The 25,433-nt window shown below is 60.8% G+C and carries 17 protein-coding genes and 1 pseudogene; 7 read left to right on the top strand and 11 right to left on the bottom strand.

The window, feature by feature from the left end:
* Nucleotides 1-131: 131 nt before the first annotated feature.
* The 3 genes from OUZ52_RS09005 to OUZ52_RS08995 form a co-directional block, all read right to left on the bottom strand.
* Complete coding sequence (locus OUZ52_RS09005; RefSeq protein WP_266158053.1) at nt 132-1,271, bottom strand: aminotransferase class I/II-fold pyridoxal phosphate-dependent enzyme; 1,140 nt, start codon at nt 1,269-1,271, stop codon at nt 132-134.
* 16 nt (nt 1,272-1,287) lie between these two features.
* Nucleotides 1,288-1,968 (bottom strand): helix-turn-helix transcriptional regulator, encoded by a 681-nt coding sequence (locus OUZ52_RS09000; RefSeq protein WP_266158052.1) that lies wholly within the window; start codon nt 1,966-1,968, stop codon nt 1,288-1,290.
* Nucleotides 1,969-2,107: 139 nt separating this feature from the next.
* Nucleotides 2,108-3,427, bottom strand: a complete 1,320-nt coding sequence (locus OUZ52_RS08995) for a hypothetical protein (protein WP_266158051.1) — start codon at nt 3,425-3,427, stop codon at nt 2,108-2,110.
* 736 nt (nt 3,428-4,163) lie between these two features.
* Between OUZ52_RS08995 and OUZ52_RS08990 the strand changes: the two genes are divergently transcribed.
* The 5 genes from OUZ52_RS08990 (at nt 4,164) to OUZ52_RS08970 (ending at nt 8,488) form a co-directional block, all read left to right on the top strand.
* Entirely contained in the window at nt 4,164-4,613 is a 450-nt protein-coding gene (locus OUZ52_RS08990; protein ID WP_266158050.1) for a PaaI family thioesterase, read from the top strand.
* A 77-nt stretch (nt 4,614-4,690) separates the two neighbouring features.
* The gene (locus tag OUZ52_RS08985) at nt 4,691-5,197 is read left to right on the top strand and encodes a DUF2165 family protein (RefSeq protein WP_266158049.1); all 507 of its coding nucleotides are present in this window, start codon (nt 4,691-4,693) and stop codon (nt 5,195-5,197) included.
* Nucleotides 5,198-6,020: 823 nt separating this feature from the next.
* Nucleotides 6,021-6,746, top strand: a complete 726-nt coding sequence (locus tag OUZ52_RS08980) for an ATP-binding cassette domain-containing protein (protein ID WP_266158048.1) — start codon at nt 6,021-6,023, stop codon at nt 6,744-6,746.
* Entirely contained in the window at nt 6,743-7,471 is a 729-nt protein-coding gene (locus tag OUZ52_RS08975; protein ID WP_266158047.1) for a DUF6624 domain-containing protein, read from the top strand. Before OUZ52_RS08980 ends, OUZ52_RS08975 begins: the two co-directional genes overlap by 4 nt.
* A gap of 201 nt (nt 7,472-7,672) precedes the next feature.
* Nucleotides 7,673-8,488: a hypothetical protein gene (locus OUZ52_RS08970; protein ID WP_266158046.1), complete on the top strand. Its 816-nt coding sequence runs from the start codon at nt 7,673-7,675 to the stop codon at nt 8,486-8,488.
* A gap of 15 nt (nt 8,489-8,503) precedes the next feature.
* Here OUZ52_RS08970 and OUZ52_RS08965 read toward each other — a convergent pair whose 3' ends face one another.
* The 4 genes and pseudogenes from OUZ52_RS08965 to OUZ52_RS08950 all read right to left on the bottom strand — a co-directional run bounded on the left by OUZ52_RS08965 (nt 8,504) and on the right by OUZ52_RS08950 (nt 17,978).
* Nucleotides 8,504-12,721 carry a beta strand repeat-containing protein gene (locus OUZ52_RS08965; RefSeq protein WP_266158045.1) on the bottom strand — a complete coding sequence of 1,406 codons (4,218 nt, stop codon included), beginning with the start codon at nt 12,719-12,721 and terminating at the stop codon, nt 8,504-8,506.
* An 82-nt stretch (nt 12,722-12,803) separates the two neighbouring features.
* On the bottom strand, nt 12,804-14,498 hold the full coding sequence (locus OUZ52_RS08960; RefSeq protein WP_266158044.1) for a ShlB/FhaC/HecB family hemolysin secretion/activation protein: 1,695 nt from the start codon (nt 14,496-14,498) through the stop codon (nt 12,804-12,806).
* A pseudogene (locus OUZ52_RS08955) lies at nt 14,495-15,831 on the bottom strand (CHAT domain-containing protein). Before OUZ52_RS08955 ends, OUZ52_RS08960 begins: the two are co-directional and overlap by 4 nt.
* An 896-nt stretch (nt 15,832-16,727) precedes the next feature.
* Nucleotides 16,728-17,978: a sensor histidine kinase gene (locus tag OUZ52_RS08950; protein ID WP_266158043.1), complete on the bottom strand. Its 1,251-nt coding sequence runs from the start codon at nt 17,976-17,978 to the stop codon at nt 16,728-16,730.
* 308 nt (nt 17,979-18,286) lie between these two features.
* On the opposite strand from OUZ52_RS08950, the gene OUZ52_RS08945 reads away from it, so the two are divergent.
* Nucleotides 18,287-18,865, top strand: coding sequence for an OmpA family protein (locus tag OUZ52_RS08945; RefSeq protein ID WP_266158042.1), 579 nt, complete (start codon nt 18,287-18,289; stop codon nt 18,863-18,865).
* A 9-nt stretch (nt 18,866-18,874) separates the two neighbouring features.
* A complete protein-coding gene (locus OUZ52_RS08940) occupies nt 18,875-19,264 on the top strand; it encodes a DUF4280 domain-containing protein (protein WP_266158041.1) in 390 nt (129 codons plus the stop codon).
* A 105-nt stretch (nt 19,265-19,369) separates the two neighbouring features.
* Here OUZ52_RS08940 and OUZ52_RS08935 read toward each other — a convergent pair whose 3' ends face one another.
* From OUZ52_RS08935 to OUZ52_RS08920, 4 genes are all read right to left on the bottom strand, one after another.
* Entirely contained in the window at nt 19,370-21,142 is a 1,773-nt protein-coding gene (locus OUZ52_RS08935; RefSeq protein ID WP_266158040.1) for a DUF3300 domain-containing protein, read from the bottom strand.
* Nucleotides 21,143-21,389: 247 nt separating this feature from the next.
* On the bottom strand, nt 21,390-23,810 hold the full coding sequence (locus tag OUZ52_RS08930; RefSeq protein WP_266158039.1) for a hypothetical protein: 2,421 nt from the start codon (nt 23,808-23,810) through the stop codon (nt 21,390-21,392).
* Between the two features lie 24 nt (nt 23,811-23,834).
* Nucleotides 23,835-24,476 (bottom strand): peptidoglycan-binding domain-containing protein, encoded by a 642-nt coding sequence (locus OUZ52_RS08925; RefSeq protein WP_266158038.1) that lies wholly within the window; start codon nt 24,474-24,476, stop codon nt 23,835-23,837.
* Nucleotides 24,477-24,763: 287 nt separating this feature from the next.
* A complete protein-coding gene (locus OUZ52_RS08920; protein WP_266158037.1) occupies nt 24,764-25,420 on the bottom strand; it encodes a PGRP and LysM peptidoglycan-binding domain-containing protein in 657 nt (218 codons plus the stop codon).
* Nucleotides 25,421-25,433 lie beyond the last annotated feature (13 nt).

Here is a 25,433-nt window from a genome sequence, read left to right as displayed (position 1 = left end):
TACCGCCAATCATGCGCATCGCGAGTCGATGCTGGCCGTGGGCAGTTCGCACAAGGTCATGCTCGACAAGCCCGATATGGTGGTGGCGGCCATTACCAAGATGCTTGGCAAGGTAACCCAGCCGTGAAGGCTTACCGTGGCGCTCGGCCTGCCTGGGCCTTCAGCCATTCGCGCATGGCCTGGATGCCTTCCGGCACAAAGGAGCGGCCAAAACCGATGCGAAAGAAGTGGTTTGGAACATCATCCAAGTCGGAGCGATAAACGCTGGCCGGCAGCAACAGCACACCGGCCTCCTCGACCAGTCGCCGGGTAAAGGATTCCACGCCGTCGGCGCCGTTGTAGCGGATAAAGCCGATGCAGCCCCCATCTGGCACGTGCCAATCGAACAGCTCGGAAAATTCAGCGAAGAAGGCGTCGAGTACGCCGATATTGTTTTCGACGATGCCGCGATTGCGTTGCAGAATGGCCTCGCGCGCCTTGAGGGCCATGCATGCCAGGTGCTCGGACGGCGCCGCGTTACAAATGGACAAATAATGTTTGTAGCGCTCGAAGCGGATCAGCATCGAGCGGTCCTGGCAGGCCAGCCAGCCGATACGCAGCCCGGGCAGGCCATAGGCTTTGGACATCACATTCAGCGAAATACCTTTCTCGTAGACATCCGCCGCTTGCGCAAGTCGGGTGTGCGGGTCGCGTTCGATCAGGCGATAGACTTCGTCGCTGAACAGCCATAGGTCGTGCTGGCGGCATAGCGCGACGATGGCCTCGAACGATGCCGGTGGAATGATGTGGCCGGTGGGGTTGTTGGGAAAGTTGATCGAAATCAGCTTGGTGTTCGGCCTGATCGCCGCTGCGAGCTTTTCGATATCCAGATGCCAGTGATGCTCGCTGTCCAGCGATACCCCGGTGACCGCGCAAATGGATAGGGGAATGGTTTCTGCCGACTGATAGTTGGGGACAACGACGATGGCGTGATCACCCTCGTCGAGCAGTGCGCGCATCGCGACATAGATGCCCTCCTGCGCGCCGCAGAAGCACAGGATCTGCTCGGCACTCAGGTTTTCATAGGTCTTGGCAATCTCGCTGCGCAGCGACGGCGAGCCCCAGGTCTCGGTGTAGCCCAGACTGCTGCGCTCGAAGTTGGCGCGATCCTCCGGTGTGGCCATGTGCAGCAACTCACCCAGCGTCAGGCTTTGCAGATCCGACGCCGCCATGTTGTAGCGAGCCTTGAACTCCCACTGCGAGAAGTGAACTTCCAGCGCGAAATCACGCATGTTGTGGCCCATGGATTTATATCGCCTGTTTCGTGCGTGGTCGTGGTTTGGATGGCCGCCTGGTTGGCGTTTTGGATGGCCTTTGGGCTAGGCGTGTTGCTTTGAGGCGGTTGTAGATCGTGGCGCGCGAGCAGTCGAGCAGTGTCGTCATATAGGCGATGCCGTTGCGTATGCTGAACAGGCCGCGCGTATCCAGCATCGCGATAAGTTCGTCGGTTTCCTCGGTGGTGAGGCCGGCCAGCGTGGTGCCGCGCTGGGTCAGGAATACGCCGACGATTTCATTGACGCCTTCGCGCCAATCCCCCGAGAACAGCAGTGCAGGTTGCGGCTCGCGCTTGGGCAGCGTTACCAGCGCGGATAGTTGGTCCAGTGCACGGGCAAACGGCTCCAGGTCGTGGTTGATGCATAGCAGTCCGATCGGCTTGTCGCGGCCGTCTCGCAATACGCTGGTAATCGATCTGAGCCGCCTGCCATCCCAGTTGGTCTTTGGGTAGGGGCCGATGATGTCGACGGAAAGATCGGCCAACCCATCCTCGTCATTCAGCGATAAATCGCCTTGCCGGCGGCGGGAGTAGGCATTGGCGATATAGGCAATGCGCCCGCTTTTGAGGTCATGCAGCACGACTTCGGCATGCGGGGCGAGCAGCAGTGCGATGGCATCGCAGATCGGCTGGAAGGGTTTCAGTGCGGTTGGCATGAGTGAGACAATATGTCTAATTTATACATATTGTCAAAGTATCGGTCATGGCATGGAGTGCGCCGGAGGGGCGGATGCACCTTGGCGACAGGACGCCCCGGGCGTCAACAGCCGGGGCGCCATCTGTCATCGCGCAGACTCAGGGAACTCCTGGCGCGGGCGATGCCTGCGAGAACGCCCAGACAAAATCCATCGGCATGTACTGCAGTGTCGGCGGGGTAGCGCTATTCCAGAACATCGACGGCAGCAGGGGGCCGTTGCTGCTTTGACCGCCAGAAGTGAAGCCGAAGCTGGGATTGATCTGCCCGCTGTTGTTTACCGAAGCCTGCCCATGGCAGGTAATGCATGAGGACGATGGCACGAAGCCGGCCTCGGTAATGGAGTTGCCCAGCAGCGTCGCTTGTCCCGTGGTATTGGTAAACAGCGTTTGCGAACCCTTGAGCCGATAGTTCTGCCACTCCGCCGATAAGCCGGCCGCGGTGAATTTGGCGAGCAGGGCGGGGGTCAGTGTGCCTGGCGGGTAGCCGCCATTGACGGGCGTTTTGGGTGCGACATCCGCCGGGGTCACGCCAAAGGCATCGTGACAGCCGATGTAGTCGCAACGCCCCGAATTGCCGACCCATTCCCAGGTGGCCCAGGTCCAGTTGCCAAGGCGCTTGGTCATGATGTGCAAGGCGATTAAGCCGTAGAGATTGCCTTGGGAATCATAGTTCCAGTGGTACTGCGACTTTTGCGCGGCGGTAATCGGTGTCCAGCGGGCCTTTATTTCGATCGCGGTGGATGGAAAGGTAATCGGCACACCCGCCGTAAAGGCATTTCTCAAACCCTGCGTGTAAAAGAGCTGGTTGTCGATGATGAATTGAAAGTCGCTCTGATTGCGCCGTACTTCCTCGCCGCCGCCGGCTTGGATTTCCAGGATCTCCGGTGTCATGCCGACAGGCGGTTTCTTGGGGTTGAGCTTGAACAGCTGAGCGGCGTCGACCGGCTTGCGGAAAATTTCCATTTGCAACGGCTTACGCATTTCCAATTGCCGCCGGATCACATTCTGGAAAGGCAGCACCAGGCGCTTCAGCGGAAAGTTGGTCGCTGTGCTCGGCCATTGCGGTGGATGCGCCGGATCAGGTGATGCCGGAAACGTAAGGCCGTCATCGGCCCAGGTTTCCCATAGGGCATCGTTGGTGGTGACGTTGTTCGGCCCTACCTGATGCTGTGAAGGCGAGGCCTTGTTGATGCCGATAAAGATCTGCCAGTTACTCATGTCCGGCTCATTCATGTCCGGATTGGGATCTGGCTGGCCGCTCAACCAGCCGACACCAGGCCCGCGCAGGTGGAGCAGGGCCGGATTGATAGCCTGATTCTTGACGGTATTTTGAATGGCGGCGGCATCGGCCTGATTGATTCCGATAAAACTGCAGGCACAAACCATCGCTGCCATCACGGCAGGAACGAATATTTTCATAAACCCCTCCCCGAGATGTGAACCTCCGCGTTCACTTATTAAGATATATAGCAATATAAATGTTCATGCAACATGAAGTGTGATTATCAAGGTGATATTTGATTGTCGCAAGAAAATGCACTCATCGATTCATGGTGGTGATTTAAAGAGGTTGCCTCGATTTAATTGATGGGCTGCCACCTTCCATTAATAACCGATGGCTATGCAAGGGCCGAATTGGCTCTGCGGCGGCTTATGCCGCGATCGGCTTATAGAATCAAAACATCGCAAGTCATCAGGCCATTCAACTTCACCGTTCGTCAGGGCTGTCTCACGCAGTCAATATGGTCGGTGGCGGGGTGGTCTAAATAATGGCCTGAGCGAAGGCCGTTCGATGATCTTGAATTAGTGGACACGCATCAGGCGGTAATAAACATCGGCGTGTGTGGTTAGGACTTAGAGACACGAGATAAAAGCGTGTGTCGCCGCTGAAGCATGGTCGGCGACTATCCACGTCTATCCATTGAGCCCTGCAGGCGGGCACTTGCCAGATACCTTGCGCGTACCACTAACCGCGGGCGCAACGATTCGTCAACGCGTTTGATGAGAAACTGCCCGCCCCGGCTTTAGGGATGCGACGGTATAGGTGCGGGCGCACTTTCGCTGCTACGTATTGAACCGAGTGCTGTTCGCTCCGCGGCCACTTGCCGACTCGTCTCGGCGACTCATTACAGCAGCCAGGTTTGGAGATCCACTCATGAGCATGATCAAAGAGATAGGCCGTGGCCTGAGCGGGCTCGAGCAATTGCGCGCCTTTATCGCCGCAGGCCAGCGCCCAGGTATTGCCGTGTCGCTGGACTTCGACCTGATCGAGGCGGATGAAGGGTACGCCGTGTTCGCCGGCAAGCCAGGGCCGCATGCCTACAATCCGATGGGTGTGGTGCACGGGGGTTATTCCGCGGCCTTGCTCGACTCGGCCTGCGGTTGCGCCGTACATACGCGACTCACTGCCCAGCAGGGCTACACCACGCTGGAACTGAAAGTCGCTTATCACAAGGCCATGACCGAGGAGACCGGCTTGGTGCGCGCCGAAGGGCGGGTGCGCAGCATCGGCCGCCGAGTCGCCTTTGCCGAAGCCAGCCTGATCGATGTGCAGGGCCGTCTCTATGCATCGGCTACCTCCACGCTGCTGGTCATGGATGCATGACGTGCTGGCGCTGTCGGTGCTGAGGGGCGCCGCTGGCTTGCGGCTTCAACAAGATAACTGACATGGGTTGTACCTCGATGCCTATCCGCCCCTTTCGCCTGCCGAAGATTTTGCTGGTCGCTGCCTTGGCGCTGCTAATCAGCTTGATCGCTTTTGGCAACATGACCGATTACGGCAGCAACTTCGCCTACGTCCAGCACGTCATGTCGATGGACACGATCTTTCCCGGTTCCAGCATCACCTACCGCGCCATCACCACGACATGGATGCAACACGCCGCTTACCTGCTGATTATTGCTGTGCAGACATTGACTGCATGGCTGTGCTGGGTCGGGGCATGGCGTATGTGGCGCCGCCGTGCCGCCTCGGTGGCGCAGTTCGAACAAGCCAAGAAGCTGGCCGTGATCGGCCTCAGCCTCGGCTTAGGGCTGTGGCTGGTGGGGTTCATGGCCATTGGCGGCGAATGGTTTGGCATGTGGATGTCAGTCCACTGGAACGGTGTGGCGACGGCTGCGCACCTGGTACTGATTCTGTTGGCCGCCTTGATCTACCTGGGGCAGCACGAGCCCGAGCCGACGAGTTGAGTCGAGATCGTCCACGCTTGCAGGCCACTGGATAGATGCCGATGCGCGATAGCAGCTTGATGTCGGCGACATGGTGAGCGACGCCAAGAGCAGGCCTATCGATTGTTTGAGCCGCCATGCGGGGTGAGCACGGCAAGCCGTTGCACTACGTCGCCTTTTGCGAACGTTCTAGTGGCGTATATCGCACATGGAGCAGGCGTCCTCGTGCGGCGACACAGGGTGATGCCGTGTCGCTTGCATCGTTTGATGACGAAAGTTTCCGAGTGAAATCAGACTCTATGTCGATGCTGGCGAATGAGGCGGTAAGGGCGGCCTGATACGTCGCGGATGCGCAAGTTATCGCGAAGATATACGCGTCGGTGAATGTATCAGGACTATCGAGATGATAAATATTTTTTATATCACTAGGACTCAATTGGATTGTTTGACGGTTTATTGATTGCCATGTCTGGTTGTTATGGAAATCGCTTGTTTATTAGGTGCTTGTTGAAAAACTCAGATCATTTCATTTCTGCTTTCAGTGGCTATGATTTGAATATTCAATGGATGAGTGCGATGACTTGTCTAGTGGAAAAAAGGCTTGAATTCCACATTCAAATTTGAAATCGCAAGATCTTTCAATTACGGTGTCCATGCTCGCCCTACGTATCGAGGACAGGGAATTTCAGCACTTGAGGACAGGATGTTCTTGCTAATTTGTTGAGCTTGAGTCGCTATCCAACGCATGGATCTCGTTACGTAGGTCGAGCCCCTTGTCTCTGCAACGACATCGGCGCACACGTCTTGCGGCAAGCAACGTCAACAAGATTTTCCGGGGGAGGTAGTGAAAAGTATTTTTCGGCCCGAGGTTCTTGAGGCACGGTTCCAGGGAGACGTTGAACCTATACGAATCACCTCTTCTAGAAGCGGGTGGATTTCGCTTAAGAATGTTGGATTTCGCTACTCGAAAGACGATTCATGGATCTTCCGTGGACTAAATCTACGCGTCGAAGCGAACGAATGTGTTGCCTTTGTGGGGCCAAGTGGTTGTGGCAAATCGACACTGATTAAGATTTTGCTCGGCTTGCTGGAGCCGGATGAGGGCGTCATCGAAATTGGTGGTATCGACCTTCGAAATCTTGGGTTAACCAACTATCGTCGAATGGTTGCCGGAGTGCTTCAGGACGATCATTTGTTTGCTGGATCGATGGCGGACAACATCTCATTCTTCAGCCAATCGGCAACACTTGAAGACATCATCAGCGCGGCGTCCATCGCCTCCATCCATGGTGACATTGCGAGCATGCCGATGGATTATGAAACGCTCGTGGGGGATATGGGTTCCGCGCTGTCCGGTGGACAGAAACAGCGTGTCATTCTCGCCCGCGCCATCTATCGCAACCCCAGCATTCTTATTGTGGATGAAGCAACAAGCCACCTAGATGCCGTTAACGAATGGGCGATTTCGGATCAAGTGAGGCAGTTGCGAAAGACACGCATCATTGTTGCGCATCGAAAAGAGACGCTCCAAACCGCAGACCGACTTATCAATTTGGCTGAAGCCCAATGACTACTTACTTTTTTATGCGACTGTTTTTCGTGATGGTCGTACTTGGCGTGTCGAGCACGACCCTGGCAACCGATGCCGACTACAGTCCCGAGGACTTAAAGGTCTTGGCGATCAAGTGCCCCAACGCCCGTGCTTGGCTGGCATTGCATGGAAACCAACAGGGAGTTCAATTAATTCAGACAGCCACATCCCAGCCTACCGACCCAGCGTTACGCGCCCAGCTTATCGAAATGTCCAAGGCCGATGCCGATGTCAGAAACGCGTGGATAAATGCAGGTTCACCGTATCCGTCCAAGCAGGCCGACGCCATGATGGCGTTGGATGCCAAGAACCTCCCTTTTCTTCAACAGATGGTTGCCAGGTATGGCTTTCCCACGGTGTCCCAGGTGGGACGCGATGGCATGGATGCGGCTTGGTTGCTGGTGCAACATGCCGACCGCGCGCCAGCTCTTCAGATCAAGGTGGCTAAGCTTATTCAGGCTCGGCGCGGCGCGGATTCCCCAAGATCGAATCATGTCGCGATGCTCCGTGACCGCATTTTGGACAACGCGGGAAGAAAACAGCTCTATGGTACCCAACTCACCATGCAGAACGGAAAGTGGCAGCCGAACCCCTCCGAGGGCACACCGGAAGAAATTGACAAGCGACGCGCCGAGGCAGCCATGTTGCCGCTGGCCGAAAACGTATGCGTCATAAACGCTCTAGTCCCACCAGGAAATAATTAGTCGTCATGCCTGTTTCAGCCGATGGAAGACGCTGCTGCGGATAGCCTTTGGGTACCATGCAAACAGCCGCTTTAGGCCACAAGCTGTATGTCTTTCTGCATCGCTAGCTTTTCTTTTCTGCGCTAGATAGTCGTGGCAGGATGCATGACGCCAAATAGCTTTGCTGAATTTTCTTGCGCGTTGCGGTGACGGAGGCTGGGAATGGAGATCGCTATAACGCCCGAAACCCTGCGTGGGCGGCGATTGATGATCGGCACCCCGATGTATGGCGGGCAGGCCACCGGGCCTTTTCTGCGTTCGCTTTGCGAGTTGTCTCAGTTGTGCGCCAAGCTCGGCGTGGCACTGGATACACGGTTCGTCTTGAATGAGTCGCTGATTTCACGCGCGCGGGCGGAGATCGCCGCCAACTTTCTGCAGTCCGACAGCACGCATCTGCTTTTTATCGATGCCGATATCGGCTTCAAGGCAGAGGATGCGTTGAGCCTGTTGCTGCTTGCCGACGAACACAGCCCTTATGACATCATTGCCGGCGCTTATCCGCGCAAGCAAATCGCCTGGGATCAATTGAGCCGAGCGATGGCGATGGGCATCACCGATGCGGAAACGCTAAGCCAGGTGGCCTCGCCACTGGTATTTAATCCGTTGCCAGGGGCGGGCGGCCGCGTGGCGCTGGGCGAGCCGCTTGAGGTTGCCGAAGTCGGCTGCGGCTTCATGCTGATCAGGCGCGCCAGTTTCGCGTTGTTCGAGCGGCACTATCCGGAGCAGCGTTATCGTAACGACGACCCTTCGGTACCTGAGGCGCAACGTGAGCGGGTGATGTATTTCGATTGCGGCATCGATCCGGTGAGCCGTCGCTATCTGTCGGAAGATTATTGGTTCTGCCAGCGCTTGCGCGCGGTCGGCGGGCATATCTGGCTGTGCCCGTGGATACAGCTGGAGCACATGGGCTCGATGATTTATCGCTCCGATCCGGCCCTGCTGGCACGCATTGGTGTGCCGCTGGCCGGCGGGCGCTGAGCCCGGCTGCGACGATCAGAAATCGCCGCAGCTGTTCTTTTGCCGGGTAGAAACGCAGTTGGCGAGATTGGGGCGTGAGCGCACGCGAGCCCACTCGCGAGTCAGCGTATCGCCGTCCTGGTCGCGGCTGCTGGTGGTCAGGTCGACCGCCGGACACAATGCCACGATGCCAAAGTTGCGGTCGTACACATACGAGGATGGCGTATCGCGTACCAGGTCGAGGGTATAGGTCTGCGCCGGCGCGGTGATGGTCAGCGCTGTCGCGTTGCTGCCCGCCTGGGCAAAGTAATAATTCATGGCGGTCAGGCCGCTGCCGTCGATGGCATAGCTGCCGGCCGGTGAGTTTGGGCCGGCCGGCGACTGGAACGACAGCGTGCCACTGGTGGCGCTGGTCGAGGTGTCGCCATTGCGGAAGCCGCTGAGGGTTCCACCGAACAGGCCATTTGGCTTGCCCACCGTGCGCTGTGACGGATCGGCGACATATTGCAGCATGGCAGGCGTGATTTGCAGGGCCGTCGCATTGCCAGGTGCCTGCAGCAGCACGTAATCCCCTGCTTGCAGGCCGCCACCGTTGATAGCGTAGGTACCGACGTTAGAGCCCTGGTTGGCGCTGCTGGTGAAACCGAGATTGCCGGTCGTCGCGGTCGCCAGCGTGTCGTTATTGCGGAAGCCGGTCACGCTACCGCCCAGTACGCCATTGGGGTCGCCGTAAATGCGGCTGTAGTCATTGGCGGTGTAGTACAAGGTCGCCGGCGTGATCATCAACGAACCGGGCACGATGGTCAGCAAATAGCCGGTCGGCGAAACAAAGTTGCCGCCGATGATATAGCTGCCGACATGGCTGGCCTGAGTGGCGCTGGTCACTGGCATGCCATTGATGGCGTTATTGACTTGATCGCCGAATAGAAGTCCATTGACAACATAAGTCAGTATCGGATTGGCCAGGCCATACTGCCGACTGAAGCTGTCCATGGTGATCGTCGCGGTAGGCTGCTTCCGGTATATGAATTGGCTGGCGTTGGCGGCCGGCGATACCGCGCAGGCCGCGCCGTAGGTGCAGCCGAACAGATTCGGTTGCGCCCCGTTACCGACCAGGCCGCCGCGATTTTCCCCGTTCCAGGTCGACGCCCATACGTGCCAGGAGCCGGGTGCGTTAATGGCGGCCCCGGCGGGATTCTGGAAGGTGCCGCTGACGCTGTTGGCGACCAGGTCGACCGTATTGCCGGCTACCGGGGCATTAAGCAGCACGTTGCCGTTGATGCTTTGCGCCAGCACATGGCCACCGGCGGAGATGCCGTTGCCGGTCAGCGCCATGGGCGTGTTCGAAGTGCTTCCCATGCCGCTGGCATTGACGGTGCCGATGCCGACGTCGCCGGCGTTGTGAAAAATGAAATCGCCTGCTGCGGAACCGGCCACGGTATCGGCCGAGATCTGGTTGGCATCGTTGCTCAGTTGCACGCTGCCTGCGCTGGATATCGCCAGCAAAGCCCCGGCGCTGATGGCGCCCACCTGGCTCACCCCGGCACTGCCGACCAGTGCAAGCGTGTGGTTACCCACATTCAGTACGCCACTGCTGTAGTCGCGCACCGAGCCACCGCCGCCTGCCTGTAGCACCAGGTTGCCGCTGTAGCTGATATTGCCGGCCTCGGCGGCCACGCTGACGTCGCCACGCTGCACGGCGCTGCCGAGCACCAGGGTGCCGGCCTGGATTTGGTTGAGATCGCTTTGCAGCAGGTTGATGCCGCCGGCGTAGGTATTGCCGGCGCCGATCTGAATCGGATCGGCAGTGTCCTCAATCACATTGCCGCTGGTGTCCACGCTGCCGCCGCGGATATTCACCGTGCCACTGCTATGCACGGTGCCGTCGAACAGAAACGGATTACTGGTATCGCCGAGCAGGTTATAGGCACGCAGCACGATGTTGCCGCTGCCCGCATCGATCGAGCTGGGCGCGCTATTGTTGCCAGCCCCTTCGAGCATGATGCCGCGGCCTTGTCCCAGCGATGATCCGGTCAGCAAGATGTCGCCGCTGGTGCTTTGCAGGCTGGTATTGCTGGTCAGGTCGATACCGTTGCTATAGCTGGGTTGATTGTTCGCAATGAACTGGTCGCCAACGCCGTAGCCACGCAAGTCGATGGTGCCGCTGCCGGTCTTCAGCATAATGCTGCCGCTGCCAAAGCCGGGGTACGAGGAGGAGATGCCATCGCCCACGCCGACGTTGGGTTGGCTGCTGCCGAATCCGCTCATGCGAATGTTGCCGCTGCTGGTCAGCAACTGGATCGATGGCACATTGGCAAGATCCATCAAGATGCCGGAGCCGCCCCCATCGCCACGGCCGACGATGCTGATATCGCCGGTACCCGTGTTGATCGTGAGCCCTGGCCCGAAGCCGCCCTCAAGGAGTACGCCGGTTCGCGACAGGCTGTTGCTGCTCAAGCCCCAGCCACGCAACAGCAACTGTCCGGCGGGGGCTGTGTCGCTGCCACCGGTGCGGGTATCGATGGTGACGCCATTGCCACCCAACGCGATACCGCGCGCGTAACCCTGGTTCGGGTCGCTTTGCCCGTACATCAGGATGTCGCCGCCGTTACTCTTCAGCGTCGTCATGTTGGAGAAGTTGATCGCGTTGCCGCTGTTGTAAGTCGACGAGATACTGTTGAAGTACATGTTCAGCGGGCCGGCATTGGAGATCATGCTGAAGTTGCCGTTGCTGCTGATGCTGGTGTTCGAATCGAAATGCAGGGCGAGCGGGGCGGTGCCGTTGTCTCGCTGAATCTGTACACCGCTATTGAAAACGATGTTGGTGCTGCCGCCTGCGCTGGTGGCCGCGGTGCCGATGCTTACATGGGTGCCGTTGTTGAGCGCGCGATTGACATCACTGTCCTGCACGGTGGCGCCGTTGATAACCAAGTACGGAAAGTCCGGGATCTGGCCGGTGACGTTGCCGTTGACGACTTGCAGATTGGCGGCTGCGTTGATCAGCCATTGACCGGGCATGCCGTTGGCGGCGCCGGCGTCGGCGTGGAACCCGGAGGTATCCATGCCGTTGGAGGTAAAGGTTTCGATGCTGCCGCCATTGCCGCCGCTGGCACCGCCGCGGGCGCTGGCACTGCCAAAGGCATACAGGGTCTGGTCACCGACCACAGCGATAGTGCCGCCGTTGCCATTGCCCAGAGCATTGGCCGACAGCATCGTACTAGAGGCCATGCCCAACACATTCGTGGCATGCATGCTGATCGGGCCGGCGTTGAGTCCATCAGTCACTATGTTTGCCGAGGCGTCGGTGCTGACGTCGTATCCGTTGATCGTGATCGTGCCACCGGACACGGTACTGGTGCCGCTGACGTCAACCATGCCTTGCACCACGACCGAGCCGTTGCTTCCGCCCGAGAGCACTATCTGGCCGCTGCGGTTTTGCAGCGAATGGGCCTGGGCGATGCCACTTTGATTGACAACGCCTAGGCCATTGCCTGGGTTCGCGCTTTCGCTGATCAGGGCGATGCTGCCGCCGTCGGCGTATAGCTGACCGTTGTTGGTGACCGTGTTGCCGAAGTTGTCCGGTATGTTGATCACCAACTGCGTGAGGCCGTCTCCGCCGATGTCATAGGTGACCTGCTTGCCACCCCCCATGACTATCGTTCCGCCGGGCGCGGTGATGGTGCCGTTGTTATTGATATTGCCAAGCAAGGCCACCGTACCGTTGGCTGCGGTAGTGATCTTGCCTAAGTTGTCGACACGGTTTTCGCTGCCGCTGAAGACATACTTGCCGCTGGCGAGGCCGCTGTTGAAGTCGGCGTTGCTGATATCCAGTACCGAGGCCACCAGGCCGCCGACGTTGACCTGGGCATTGCTGTTGAACAGTACCCCGGCCGTGTTGATGACAAACACGCGTCCATTGGCGGTGAGCAAGCCATCGATATTCGAGGCACCGCCGCTACCGACTACCCGGTTCAAGGTGACGCTGTCGGCGCTGGGCTGCTTGAAGTCCACGTGATAGGTGTTAGCGATATCGAAATTATTCCATTCGACGATGCCGCCCTTGCTGTGCTGGGTAACCGTCATGGTCTTGCCCACGGTACTAGGCAAATCGACCTGGCCGGATTTCAAGGTAAAACCGCCCGGCAGGTTCTGTGCCCAGCTGGCCGGCGCCAGCGCCAAGGCAATCGCCAGCGTCAGCGGGCGCCGCAGCGAGCGCCATGCCAGGGAAGAGCTAGGTGAATAGTGCGCCTTCATAACGGGTCTCCGTACCGCCATCGTCAGCAATGGCCGCTTTAAACGCAGCGAGCTAACGCAGCAGGCTGTGGTGTCTGCGTGGTCAGAAAAATTTCTGTATCTGTAAAAACACACGGGGTTTCTTGTCGTCGCCGCTGTTGGCGGCCGCGCGCGAGTCGCGCCACGCCACCGTCAGGTCAACCGCGAAATCGCCGGGCTTGGCCCAGTTCAAGCCCACGCCGGGGCCACGCAAACTGCGAATAAGCCGACCATTGGTGGCCTCATGCGAGCGATTGAGCCAGCCGCGCGAGACGTCGTAAAAAGCGTAGGTGGTGAGGTCTTTGCGTAGCGCGTAGCGGTATTCGAGGTTGGCGATAAAGCCCTGGTCGGCCAGCACTTCGCCTTGCGGATAAGCGCGCACGGTATCGTGTCCGCCCAGCGAGAGTTTTTCGGATGCATCGAGATCGTGATTGGCTAGCTGGCCGCCGATACCCAGGAACAAGGTCTGCTTGGCCGTCAGCGCCTGTAGTCGCGAGAACTGAAACGTCAGCTTGGTGAAGTCGCCGCTGGTGTGGTTGCCGTAGGGCCCCTGGTCAAGTGCACGAAGATTGGGATCGGCAATGCGCAGGTTGCCCAGGTAAAGCACGCCGTTACTGCTGAAGTAGCCGCCACCAAAAAAATTATCGCGCCGCTCCCACGCCCAGCCGACGCTGACACCTTGCACCCGCTTGTGCGATTCGTAATGCACCGCACGCAACTCATCGGTCAGCTCCTTGCGGTCGATCGCCAGACGCAGAAAGAAATTCTGGCTGCGTTGGCGAATCAGCGGAAAGGTCAATGAGCCGTCGTAGATGCGTGCGCGACCGATCGCATCCAGCGCCGCGAAGTTGCCGCCCAGACTGTAATCGACCTGGGTGGCACCAAGGCCGGCGCGGATACCTTGATAACCCAGTGGCGCTTCGTACGAGACACGCCCAAAGGCCGTGCCGCCGCGCTCGGAGATCAAGGCGCGCGCGTCGAGATTGTCGCCATAGCCCAGCGGGCTGTTCCAGCGTACCGAGCCACCTCCGCGCAAGGTGCCTGCTTCACGGGTGCCGTAATTGTCGATGCCTAACGAGACGTTGAGCGGATGGCCCCGCGAGATCTTGACGGTGAGATCGGTGGTGCCCGGATCGGCACCGGACGAAAGCGCCGACTCCGCCTTGATCCCGGGAATATCCGAGATCAGCAGCATGGTCCGCTCATAGGTCTGGCCATTCAGCGGCTGCCCCGGCACCAGCGGCGCCAGCATGGCGCGAACGCGTTGCTCGTCGATCGGCGCGCCCGGCGACACTTGCAAATGGATTTGCCCCAGCCGCCCTTCGATGATGCTGACTTGCACCACGCCGTCTTTCACTTGCTGAACCGGGACCACCGCAGTGGCGAAAACATAGCCGTGCTGGCGATACATCGCGGTGATGCGCTGCGCGACCTGATCCAGATCAGCCAGGGTAACCGGCTTGCCCAGATGCTCGGCGATCTCGCTGCGCAGCTGCTGTGGCGAGAACACGCTGGCGCCGCTGAACACGACATCGCGCAGCACAAAGCTCAGCTGAGAATCGGTGACCGGCGGCGCTGCCGGCAGGCTTTGCGGCGGTGGCAAGGCCGGCGCCTGGTTGTTCTGCGGCAGCGACGGTGCCGCTAGCGCCTGCGGGCTTTGCGTGGTCGACTGGCCGAAGGCGGGCAGGGCCATCATGCCGAGTACGATCGACAACGGCAGGCGACGGCGACGCAACCAGGCGTTCCTTGCAGACATCATGATTTGGCTCCTACGGTGAGGCGCCAATCACCGATCACATCGAACGGCGCCCAGAAAAACGGATGCTCCATACCCGACGCTTTCAGCACGGCGATCTGCGCGCGCTGCATGGCCAGCTGCACATCGGTGCCGCGAGCCAGTTCGCCATAGAGGGTGGACATCAGCAGCTTGGTGGCGTCGTCCGATACCGGCCACAGCGAAACGATCAGGCCCGAGCTGCCGGCCGACAGAAACGACCGCGTAAAGCCCAGCACCTCGTCGCCATCGGCGACCCGGCCCAGGCCGGATTCACAGGCCGACAAGGTCACCAGCGAGACCTTGGACAGATCCAGCTCCAACACCTCGCGCGCTTCCAGAAAATGCACCTGGCCGTTTTCGCTGGCCAGCAAGATGCGCGAATAAAGCGGATCAAGCGTGTCGGCCTGGCCATGCGCTCAAACTGACGCTTGGTCGCATCGCCGTGCAAATACAGCTCACTGCCTGGAAACGCCGTCGCCAGCGCCTTTACTTCGGCTTCTGAACCGGGCAGGGCATATTGCGGGGCCACATCCGGGTTACCAAAGGCCACCAGCGTGCCGCGGGCGGAGGTGCCGCGCTGAATCAACTGCATGGCGATGCTGATCGATGGCGTAAACGCGATCGGATGCGTCTCGATCAGATAATGGCCATCCACCCGCAAGGCCTGAAACGGCAGATAGTGCAGCGGGCCATGCGGGACAATGGTCAGGCGTACGCCGGCTGGTAGATTCAGCGGCTTGATCAACAGCTCGCCAAGCTGGTCGGCGGCACCCGTCGCGCTGCGTTTGCCGGCGATGATGGCATTGCGAAACGCGTCGACCAGTCGAACCAGATCCGCGCGTGGAATCGGATAGCTCTGTTCGCGAATACCGTCATTGGCGATCACCCAGACCAACAGCCGGCCAGGCAGCGCGTGGAACTCCACCACGCGCTCATCCGGGTGCAAGCGCTTTTGCAGTTCGCTGACCGTGATGGTGCCGGCAAGATCGCTATGCAGTTTGGCGCGGTCGCGCACCTCATCGAGCAGGGCGCGCGCGCGGCTGCGCTCGGACAGATCAAACGCCTGCGCCGCATCGCCGTTTTGCGAATACAGATCGATCGCCTGCTCGAACGCGTTCTGCACGTTGGAAAACAGACCGATCTTGAACTCATCGCTACGAAACTGCGCGCGCACCTCGTCCAGCTTGCGCAAGGCATTGCCCCAGGTCGCGGCAGCCTGGGTCTTGTCGCCCAGCGCCAGCTGGCTGCGGGCGATGCCATCTTCGGCCCAGAACCGCTGGTAGCCGGCATCGCTGCCGCTGGCCTTCTGTTCCATCTGTTGATACAGCGCCAGTGCGGCAGCGGGCTTCTTCTCGGCCAGCAGTAAACGAGCTTCGGTGCGCTGCACCTGATTGACCAGGCTGTCGTCGATCTGGGTGGCTTTGAGCGCCTGCAGTTGTTCGCGCGCACCGTTGGTATCGCCTTGATCGATCAAGACGTTGGCCAGCGATAACTGCACCAACGGGCGGTACTGGGCCGAGCTGGCTTCCATCGCCTGCCGGTAAGCGATCACCGCATCGGCATATCGGCCCTGGCGCGTAGCGACATCGCCCAGCACCTTGCGCGACGGGCCGACGACCTTGCTCGGATCCTTCAACGGAATTTTCAGCGCCTCGTTGGCAAACGCCGAAGCGCGCTCGTCGTCGCCGGCATAGCCATACACAATGGCCAGGTCGCGATACGCACGAGCCGAAAGCTCACTATCCTTGCCTTGTTGCGCCAGGTACAGCGCCTGGCTGGCGGCGCGCGCGCTGCGGCGAAAGTCACCATCCTCGGCCAAGGCAACGGCCTGGCTGCAATACTGATAGCCGTCCATCTTCAGCGGCTGTGCGCCGTATAGCAGGGCGCCATCCGCGCTTAATGCAAGCGCCGTATCGGCATCTTCCATGCGCGCCTGGGCATTGAGCGCGGCCGAGGTATCGACAGCCATCGGGTCGTGTGAATGCAAGGCCGGCAAATCCTGCGCCGCACTCGTGCTGGCGTAAGCGATGGCGACGGCGGCGGCAAGCCGGGCCAACGAGATCTGAAATCGCACGTGGTCTCCCTCCAAGGGGCGCGAGGCAGTCGGCATGCTTGCCGGGCCATTCGAGACTTGCAGGCTAGCCAGCGCGGAGGCCGCGGCCTATTTGCAGGAGGACATAGCCCGTTCGGCGGACGCGCCGGCAGGTCGGGCTATCGCCAGGTATACGGCATACGGCGCCGGCTACGCAGGCCGCTGTGTTGCGTGGGTGCTGCGTTGGGTAGTTCAAACCAGAACAGACTGCCGCGCCCCGGCTCGGAGCGCAGCCCGATGCGTGTGCCAAGCAGCCGAGCCAAACGTTCGGCGATGGCCAGGCCCAGGCCGTAACCTTCACGCCGATCGCCATCGCCGCCATGCAATTGCACGAACTCTTCGAAAATGCGTTGCTGGTGAATGGCCGCGATGCCCGGGCCGTTGTCGCGCACCTCGATCCGTACCGATGAACCACTGCGCCGTGCGGCAATCAGCACGCGGCCCTGCGCCTGGGTGTGGGTGACTGCGTTGGTGGCGAGCAGCAGCAACAGGTGCGAGGCCAGCTCCAGGTCGCCGTGCACGGCATGCTGGCCGTCGTGCCACCGCAGGGTCATGCCGCGCCGTGCGGCCTCGCTGCACAACCACGACTGATCGCGACGAAAGAGCTCGCCGGCGGTAAAACACGTCGTATGGGTGGCGACAACGCCGGCATCCAACCTGGAGATCTCCAACAAGGCATCCAGCAGCCGGGTCATCGTGCCGATGCTGGCGCGCATCTGCTGTAGCACCGCCTGCTGCTCGCCGATGCCTGGATGCATGCTGGCGGTAAACAGCTGCAGGGCCTGCAGCGGCTGGCGAAAATGGTGGCTGACCTGGGCGACGAACTGCGACTTGCCGCGTACTGCGGCCTGGCTTTGGCGCAGCTGATCCAGTGCGTCGATGGCGCTGTTGCGCTGGATCGACGCGCGGTCGAGGCGGTGCTCGGCGAGCAGCGCGGACAGCCGCTGCATCAGCCCGGCGAGCTCATTGAACTCGCCGCTGTCATGGCTTTCGAGCGGTGCTGGCTCGCGCCCCTCGACGACGTCGGCAAGCGCCGTCCGCAGCTGTTTCAGCGGCAGCAGCACGTGGTGGCGCAAGCTCCATCCGGACAACAGGGCCAGAAGCACGACGCCAGCGCCGCCGATGGCCGCGAACCAGCCACTGTGTTCTCGCAGGCTGAGAATCACCACCACTGAGCCAGCGGCGATGACACCGGGAAGCACGACATCGATGAACAGTCGCGACAGCAGGCCGAGACTGCGCCGCGAATCGATCGGCGCGCGGGTTACCCGCGCAGCATCGGCCGTGTCTTCGGTGGGAGCCGGATGGCGGGATATGGCGGCTGGCGTGGACAGCATGTCATCGGCTCGCAGGTCAACACGGTGCGGCATGATTTAGTGGGGCGCCGTCATCAATTTAATGGCGAGCCCGCTGCGGTTCGATACGGAATTCGGCCTAGGGATGGTCTGTTCTATTAGGCCTAGGCGTCAGCGTGGTCGTCCGCGCGAAGATCACCGCGGCGTTGCTGAACGCCGTCTGCGCCCGGTAGATCGGAACATTCCCGATAACATCGGGCATAGAGCGAATTGCATATCGAAAAAAAGCCGGCCGAACCACAGACTTTGCGGCGTCCATTGGTTGCTTCAGTACGTTTGTCGATTCAGCACGGCGTATTTCGCGTTGTGCCCAGGAGGATTCCATGAAACCCATTCGCGCACTGTCCCGCTTCGGTGGTGTCCTGGTGTTCGCGCTCGTTACGGTCGCGGCAGCGCAGGATGCCAAACAGCCGGCGCCGTCATCCGAGGTGCCGTCGGTGAAGTCGATCGTCGATCAACTCAAGGTGAACAAGGACGATTCGGTGAATACCGGGCCGACCCGTTCGCTGCGTCTGGGCTCGGCCGCCGCTGCCACCACCGCCGCGGCGCAACCGCCGCCGGCTTCGATCTCGATGCAGATCCAGTTTGCTTTCAATTCGGACCGCATCGAAGGCGTATCGGCAACCACCATGAGCAATCTCGCCAGCGCGCTGTCATCCGACGAATTGAAGGGACGTAGTTTCCAGGTGGTTGGCCACACCGATGGCGTCGGTTCGGCGGGATACAACTTGCGGCTATCGCAGATGCGCGCCGCCGCGGTAAAAAATTACCTGGTCGGTCACGGCGTCGCCGCCGAACGGCTTAAATCCGCAGGCAAGGGCGCTGACGAACTGCTTAACAAGGCCGATCCCACGGCGGCCGAGAATCGCCGTGTGGAGATCGTTGCCAGCGGCGGCGGCTGAGCGACGATCATGCCGCTTCACGTCGTCAACGGCGCCACTCTGATGTGCAGCTTCGGCGTGGCGCCTTCGTCGCTGGTGGTCTTGCCGATCAACAAGATGTTGTCGGGGAGTCAGCCCGCGGCGACCATTCAGGATCACCTGCCGATGACCAACATCATGCCGTTCGGCATGTGTATGTCGCTGGCCAATCCGCAAGTGGCGGCGGCGACAGCGGCAGCACTGGGTGTGCTGACGCCGCAGCCGTGCATTCCGAATACGCCTGCGCCGTGGATACCCGGCGCGCCGACGGTGCTGCTGGGCAATCAGCCCTGCCTCGACAATACCTGCACCTGCCAGTGCTTGTGGGCGGGAGTGATCAGCGTGGCCAGCCCCGGCCAGGTGACCGAGCAGATTCCCTGAATACCATCCGCTGAATACCAACGCGCCGGGTCAGGCACCCGGCGCGATTGGCGGCTCGCTTATCGCCGGTGTCCTTTAGCGGGCCTGATCTTATCGGGCCTGATGTTATCGAGCATGATGATTGCTCGGCGCCCGCGCGGATGCCGCGTGACCGCCACCACCGCCACCACCGGATGGACGGCTGGGCGGCGAGTACGAACGTGGCGCACTCGGCATCGGATGATAGGCCGGCGCACTGGGCCGATTGACGCTGGCGTAGTTGGGTCGCGGCGCCGGTGTGTACGCATGGGCTGGCTCACGCGGTGGCTGATACGGCCGGTTGTTTTCGGCCGGGCGATACGACGGTGCGCGCGCAGGCTGCTGATTGAACGATGCCATGTGTTGCGGTGCCGCTGGCGGTGCTGCTGCGTGCGCCTGCGCGAGCGGTCGCGATGCCGCCGCAAACGAGGGACGGCTGGCAGCGCGTTGCTGTGCGGCGAACGACGGCGAGTTGAAGTGAGACGAGTTAGCCGTATTGGTCAAGGCTGCGGCATGCATCGGGCCCATTGGCGCCGCGCGGTTCATGGCGCCAGCTCGTGCCGTGATGCCGGCAGTATTCATGCCTGCGGCATGCGCATTGGCTGCCAGAGGACTCTGCCGAAAGCCGGGGGTCGCCATGGCGTGCGAGAAGCGCGGCATGCTCATGCTGTTGAAGTTAGGCCGTGCCGCCGCGGCCATCGGCGTCGGCATGTGGGCTGCGGCCATGGCTCGATTGGCAGGATTGAACGCAGGGCGTGCGCCGGCTGCGCCAGGGGCGACCGGCGCATGGGCAAACGCTGCTCCCGCCGGGGCACCGGGCGGCATGTGTTGAAAGCCGTTGCCACGGAAGCCATTACCGCGAAAACCATTGCCGAAGTGATTGATCACCGTGGTCGAGTGCGAGATATAGGTCTGGTTGTTATAGACCACGGCTGGGCCGTGATAGCCCCAGCCACGATCGCCGTAGCCGTGGAAATGCGGGCCCCAGTGAATACCCCAGGCGCCCCAGCCCCACGGGTGTCCAAAGCCGAATCCGATGGCAATGCCCAGGCCAAAGCCGAGGCCGCCATAGTACGGGCCGTAATAGATCGGCCGCGGCCAGTCGTAGGCATAGCCGGGATACAGCACCACCGGGTCGCCGTAGATCACGGCAGGGTCGTAGGTGGGGACATAGACCACGTCGGGATTCGATGGTGCGATCTCGATCACTTGCGCCGGTGCCTCCACCACGGCAGGTCCGGCATAGACCGGCGGATCGTCGCTCACATCGCTGGTTACCGGCTCGGGCATCGTGTTGTCGCTGTGGCTGGGTACGGTGACCACGTTCATGTACGCATTCGACTTCAGGTGACCGCTGGCGGCGGCTTGCTCGCGCAACACCTGGATCGCGTTCATCACATCGGTCGGGTCGTTGACGTAAGCGTCACCCAGGGCGGTGGTCCAGGGCAGGTTGCTAGCCATCTGGTGCAATACGTCGGGGAAGGTCGTGAGCGACTTCACGCTGGGATCCCAGGGTTCTGGATCGACCGCGTTTTGCAGGGCCGAGCCCTTCAGGCCGGGGTTCTGTGACTGCCAGTCATAAGCCGCGCTGATCTGATCGGGATAGGTCGCGCCGGCAAGCACCTGCGCCACCAACTTGTCGGGAAAGATCGCGATCGGCGCCACCAGCTGCCGCAGCTGTTCCGCGGTTGGCGGCACATAGGTACTTTGCGGAGCCGACGCGGCGGGTGCCGGAGCAGTCGCCGCCGGCGCGGGTGCGGGCGGCGGGGTGTTGTCGTCCGCTTTGGGACAGCCTTCGAGCATGATGGTGCTGATCGATAGCGCGAGGACGGCCGGTGCGAATTTTTTCAGGGGCAACATGGCATACCCTTTTTTGATGGGCGCTTGCGACCTGCGCCAGAGGCTTGCGGCGGCATGGATAGCGAGGAGCTGCATGCTCCGCCTGATCCGGCCGGTTCGAGTGCAAGAACGTGGGCTGATCGGCATCGTTGACCCATTACGCCATCGCACGGTGGCGCGTTCAGCGCTGGTTGGTGCTGGGCGGATGAATGACGTCACACCACTGCGCTTATCGAACGCTGGCGTCACGAAATTTGAACAGAGCGACTCAGGACAACGGGTTTGCCATCGCACTGCCGCCGGGCAGCGGGGTTGACGAGCTGCCCTTGCTATCAGCGGCGTTGTCGGCGGCGCGCGCCGCGATGGCTTGCGCTTCGGTTTCGGGATCGACCCGGCCGGCCTGTTCGATTTGCCCGGCAGTTACCGTTGCGGCCCTGCCGCTGGGCTTGCGGGTGGCGGAGATTGGACCGCTGCCGGTTTTTTTTGCATCGGCTGTCGATGATGAGTCATTCGAATCGCCCTTGGCCGCCTTCATCACCTCGTCGGGGGTATCGAATACATCGTTTTTGAGCTGGTTGGCCTGTTGCGCCTTTTGGTTGGCCAGGCCGATAGCTTCACCGACGCCGTCGAATTGGGTGCCAGAGGTCAGCTGCTTGACGTCCGTGCCGATCTGCTCCTGCTTTTTGTCAATCGCATCTTCAGCGCGCTTGGCCCCGGCGGCGACATCCTCGCCGCTGTGGCGGAGCTTGTCTTTGTCGTCCTTGACCGTATCGGCGATGTTCCCCGCCTGATCGAGCTTGTGCTTGACTGGGTCCCATACCAAGCCGGCCAGCTTGTCGCCGATGCCGAAAATTTTCAGCACCAGGTTGAATATCGGGAACACCAGATTGCGTGTCAGCAAGGCTGCGAGCATCGGCAGGCGGCCGAGATAAATCTCCATGCTGAGTACATCGCGCTGATCGCAGTCGTCGTGCGCGGCAAGCAGCTCGCGATAGAGATCTTCGGCGACGAAATCGATCAGGCAATCCACATAATGACCCTGGTCGCGGATAAAGCCGAGCACCAGGTCGGCGAGTTTGTTTTCCAGTTGCGACACGGTAGGCAGCTTCTCGGCACTAAGGTCGCCCTGACCAAGGTTGTCGATGATCGAGCTGCCGCTTTTTTGCAGGTCTTTCTTGTCATTGGCACCCGGGCCCGGCGCGGACTCGCCGAAGATCAACGACCAGATCAAGTCGACGATACGGGTGGCTACCGCGTCGTGCACCGCGGCCAGTACCAGCGCTTGCGAGGGCAGGCCGTAGCGACCGTGCAGATGCGAGTAGATCTTCGGCAGCAAGGTCAGCGCGATGTCGCTGATGGTGCTGACATAGGTCTCCAGAAACGGCGGCAAGGTCGGCGCGCTGCCATCGCCGCCGCCCAACAGGCCTTTGGCCAAACCATTGGCCATGGCCTGACCGAGCCCTGCCTTCAGGCGGGTCGATTGCGATGGCGGCGTGCTGCTGAGCACGGCAAGCGCCTTGCTCAAGGCGGCGGCGCTGCCATCCGGCATCTGTGCTTGTTCAGACTCGACCGTAGCCAGCCAGCCGGTGATATCGCCCGCGCGATCGCTGGCATCCTGGCGTCGTTTGGCGATCGATGTTTGCAGGTCGTGCAAGCTGTCGGCGGCGCTTGTTGCCGGCCCGCTATCGCCGAGCAGGGGCAGGCTGGCGAGGCTGCTTTGCGCATTCTTCAGGGTCTTTTCGAGCGCACTGGACTTGTCGCCATCCGGGCTGTTATCGGCCGGCTTGTCGCGCAGAAACCAGATGTCGTAGCTTGGTCGCCAGTCGTTCTGGATCGCCGACATCGAATACTCGTGACAGGCCTTGATGATCTGCCATTCGTAGGCATCCCGCGCGACGTTGTACATCGCCTGGTAAGCGTCCTGCACCTTGAACAGCCAGGCGGGAATCTGCATCACCGCACTGGGCACGCTGGGGCCTAATTGATTACTCAGACCGGGAATCGACGGTAGGCCCAGGCCGCCACCCTTGGCCGGATCGAGCGCGCTCTTGCAAGTTTTACCCAGCGTGGCCCAGGCCTGCGCCAGCTTGACGCCGCTGCCGTGCACGCTGGGGTAGTCCGGCGCCTGCGTGTTCACCGCGTCGCCGGCGCTGCGGATCTGCGCCAGGATGGGGTCGAAGGTCTCCGGCCCGGCGGAGGCGGTCTGGCTGCCGCCAAGCAGCGAGCTGGCGGTTTCCAGCATGGCGCCGGCGGCACCTTTGCTGGCCTTGGCCTGCTGCAGTACGCATTGGGCGGAGCGGGCAAACGAATACAGCAAGACGTCTTCGCGAATCAGCGCATCGCGGAACGCCAGGCCATGACTGCCGGCCTCGCCGGGAAAGCTATCGCAGCTGTCGTCGTGGGCGTAACTGAAATGGATGAACTGAATCGGTTTTTTCAGCACCAGCGGAACGTGAAGCAATTCGGCGCTGCCGCCGTCGTTATGCGATGGCTTGACCGGGAAAGCCGTCTTGGCGGCGCTGTCATTCAGCGCATCGCCTTCCACATAATGCGGGGTGCCACTGGCGCCGGCAGCGGCCTTGGGGTTGAGACCGCCGGCGACGCTGTCGATGGCCTGGCTGACCGGGTTATCCGTCGCCTTGTCGGTAAGGCCCTGAACCGCCTGGCCGGCTTGATCTAACAGTCCCATCGTGGCTCTCCTTCGCGTGGCCGCTCACACATGCAGCTGGTTGAGCTTGGCGCGGGTAGCGTCATCGACGTCGCCACTTACCTTCAGCTGGTTCTCGCACTGGAAGCGGCGCAGCGCTTCCCGGGTGGCGTCGCCGATCTCATCTTGTTCGCCGCCGCAGTCGTAACCGAGGTTGCTTAGCCGTTGCTGCACGCCCCTGGGCTGATCCAGCGGATCGAGTTCGCCGATGGCGACCTGATAAACCTCTTTGCCCTGGTTAAGCATCAGCGTGGCGGATTTGGTCTGGCCGGGAATCGGCTGGTCGATCTTGCCCTCGCCATCGGTGTTGCTGTGGATCACCTGGTCACCGAAGGTCAGCGTATACGGCTCGTTCTTGCGCGGCTCATCCATGTTCAGCAATTGCAGCTTAAGCCGGGTCGGCTCGCCCTTGCGGATAAAGCGATGGCGCGTATCGGTGGCTTTGGCCACGCTTTTATCGCCCTTGTCGGGCAGAAACAATTGATCGCCTTCGACCAACATATTCGGGCTTTTGCGCTGCTTGCGCAGGGCCGCGTTGTTGCTGTGTTCCCAGATCGTCTTCCATAAATAGCCATGCTCCTTGGCGATGCTGGCCAGGCTTTCGTCACTGCCTACCTCATACAGCGAATCCGAAGCGGGAGCGTTCATGGCGGGTCCGATCATGCGCGACGGCGAGGCGCAGGTTTGGCGTGGTCGATGCTGGAAAGCGGGCTTAATGTGGCAGGACTCGGCGCGGCAATCGATAGACAGTTCGGACTACGCGGCGCCCGTTGGTGGTAAGGCGAAAGGCCTAATGGCGGTGCCTAGGGCCGGGTCTGTTTGCCTGCAGGGCGGCGTCATCGCTCGGTCGTGTACGGACGTACACTCCCTCACTCTTCCTTGCCCTGCGCGCAAACAGATCCCGGCGCGGGCTACGCGAATAGCGTGAACAGGCCCTAGCATCCGTGGGTGGATTTGAGCTTGGCCTGGGTAAGCGGGCCGCAAATGCCATCGACCTGAAGCTGCAGGTCACATTGAAACTCTTCCACCGCCGAGCGAAATAACTTATCGCGCGCCGTCGCATCGGCCTCGGCCGGGGCGCCCGCGGCGTAGCCCAGATTGTTCAGGCGCTCGCGCTGGCCGGACAACTCGTCGACCGGGTCGAGGTAACCCACGCGCAAAGGGATGAGCAAGCCGTCGATCGGGCTGCCGCTTTTGCGCACGATGATGCGTACTTCTTCGGTGGTCGGGGCGATATCTTGCGCAAACTTGCCGTGGCCATCGGTGGTGACCGTGCTGCTGCCGCCCTCCAGCGAGAGGTCGCAGCGCGTATGCGCCAGCGGCTTGGCATATGGATGATCCAATACCACGATTAACTTGAGTGGCGTGCCCTTGACTGTGAAGCGATGGGTGTTATCGGTGGGGCGGGTGAGGTCTTTATCGCCCTTTTCGGGGATAAACAGCACATCGCCCGGGTACAGCACATTGGGATTCTTGCGCTGGCTCTTGAGCTTGGCGTTGCTCGGGTGATTCCAGAGAATTTTCCAATCCGCGTAGCCGAATTGCCGGGCCACCTTGGAGAGGTAATCGCCTTGTCGAATGATGTATTCCATGTGCGCTGTTATC

It is taken from the genome of Dyella silvatica (assembly GCF_026283955.1).
Classification (GTDB): Bacteria; Pseudomonadota; Gammaproteobacteria; order Xanthomonadales; family Rhodanobacteraceae; genus Dyella_C; species Dyella_C silvatica.
The sequence above is the reverse complement of the archived record's forward strand: the minus strand, read 5'-3'. Positions and strand labels throughout refer to the sequence as shown.

Bases quoted from the DNA above. Each gene is read 5' to 3' on its own strand.
- OUZ52_RS09005 (WP_266158053.1), bottom strand. From the start codon at position 1,271: ATGCGTGATTTCGCGCTGGAAGTTCACTTCTCGCAGTGGGAGTTCAAG.
- OUZ52_RS09000 (WP_266158052.1), bottom strand. From the start codon at position 1,968: ATGCCAACCGCACTGAAACCCTTCCAGCCGATCTGCGATGCCATCGCA.
- OUZ52_RS08995 (WP_266158051.1), bottom strand. From the start codon at position 3,427: ATGAAAATATTCGTTCCTGCCGTGATGGCAGCGATGGTTTGTGCCTGC.
- OUZ52_RS08990 (WP_266158050.1), top strand. From the start codon at position 4,164: ATGAGCATGATCAAAGAGATAGGCCGTGGCCTGAGCGGGCTCGAGCAA.
- OUZ52_RS08985 (WP_266158049.1), top strand. From the start codon at position 4,691: ATGCCTATCCGCCCCTTTCGCCTGCCGAAGATTTTGCTGGTCGCTGCC.
- OUZ52_RS08975 (WP_266158047.1), top strand. From the start codon at position 6,743: ATGACTACTTACTTTTTTATGCGACTGTTTTTCGTGATGGTCGTACTT.
- OUZ52_RS08970 (WP_266158046.1), top strand. From the start codon at position 7,673: ATGGAGATCGCTATAACGCCCGAAACCCTGCGTGGGCGGCGATTGATG.
- OUZ52_RS08965 (WP_266158045.1), bottom strand. From the start codon at position 12,721: ATGAAGGCGCACTATTCACCTAGCTCTTCCCTGGCATGGCGCTCGCTG.
- OUZ52_RS08960 (WP_266158044.1), bottom strand. From the start codon at position 14,498: ATGATGTCTGCAAGGAACGCCTGGTTGCGTCGCCGTCGCCTGCCGTTG.
- OUZ52_RS08950 (WP_266158043.1), bottom strand. From the start codon at position 17,978: ATGCCGCACCGTGTTGACCTGCGAGCCGATGACATGCTGTCCACGCCA.
- OUZ52_RS08945 (WP_266158042.1), top strand. From the start codon at position 18,287: ATGAAACCCATTCGCGCACTGTCCCGCTTCGGTGGTGTCCTGGTGTTC.
- OUZ52_RS08940 (WP_266158041.1), top strand. From the start codon at position 18,875: ATGCCGCTTCACGTCGTCAACGGCGCCACTCTGATGTGCAGCTTCGGC.
- OUZ52_RS08935 (WP_266158040.1), bottom strand. From the start codon at position 21,142: ATGTTGCCCCTGAAAAAATTCGCACCGGCCGTCCTCGCGCTATCGATC.
- OUZ52_RS08930 (WP_266158039.1), bottom strand. From the start codon at position 23,810: ATGGGACTGTTAGATCAAGCCGGCCAGGCGGTTCAGGGCCTTACCGAC.
- OUZ52_RS08925 (WP_266158038.1), bottom strand. From the start codon at position 24,476: ATGAACGCTCCCGCTTCGGATTCGCTGTATGAGGTAGGCAGTGACGAA.
- OUZ52_RS08920 (WP_266158037.1), bottom strand. From the start codon at position 25,420: ATGGAATACATCATTCGACAAGGCGATTACCTCTCCAAGGTGGCCCGG.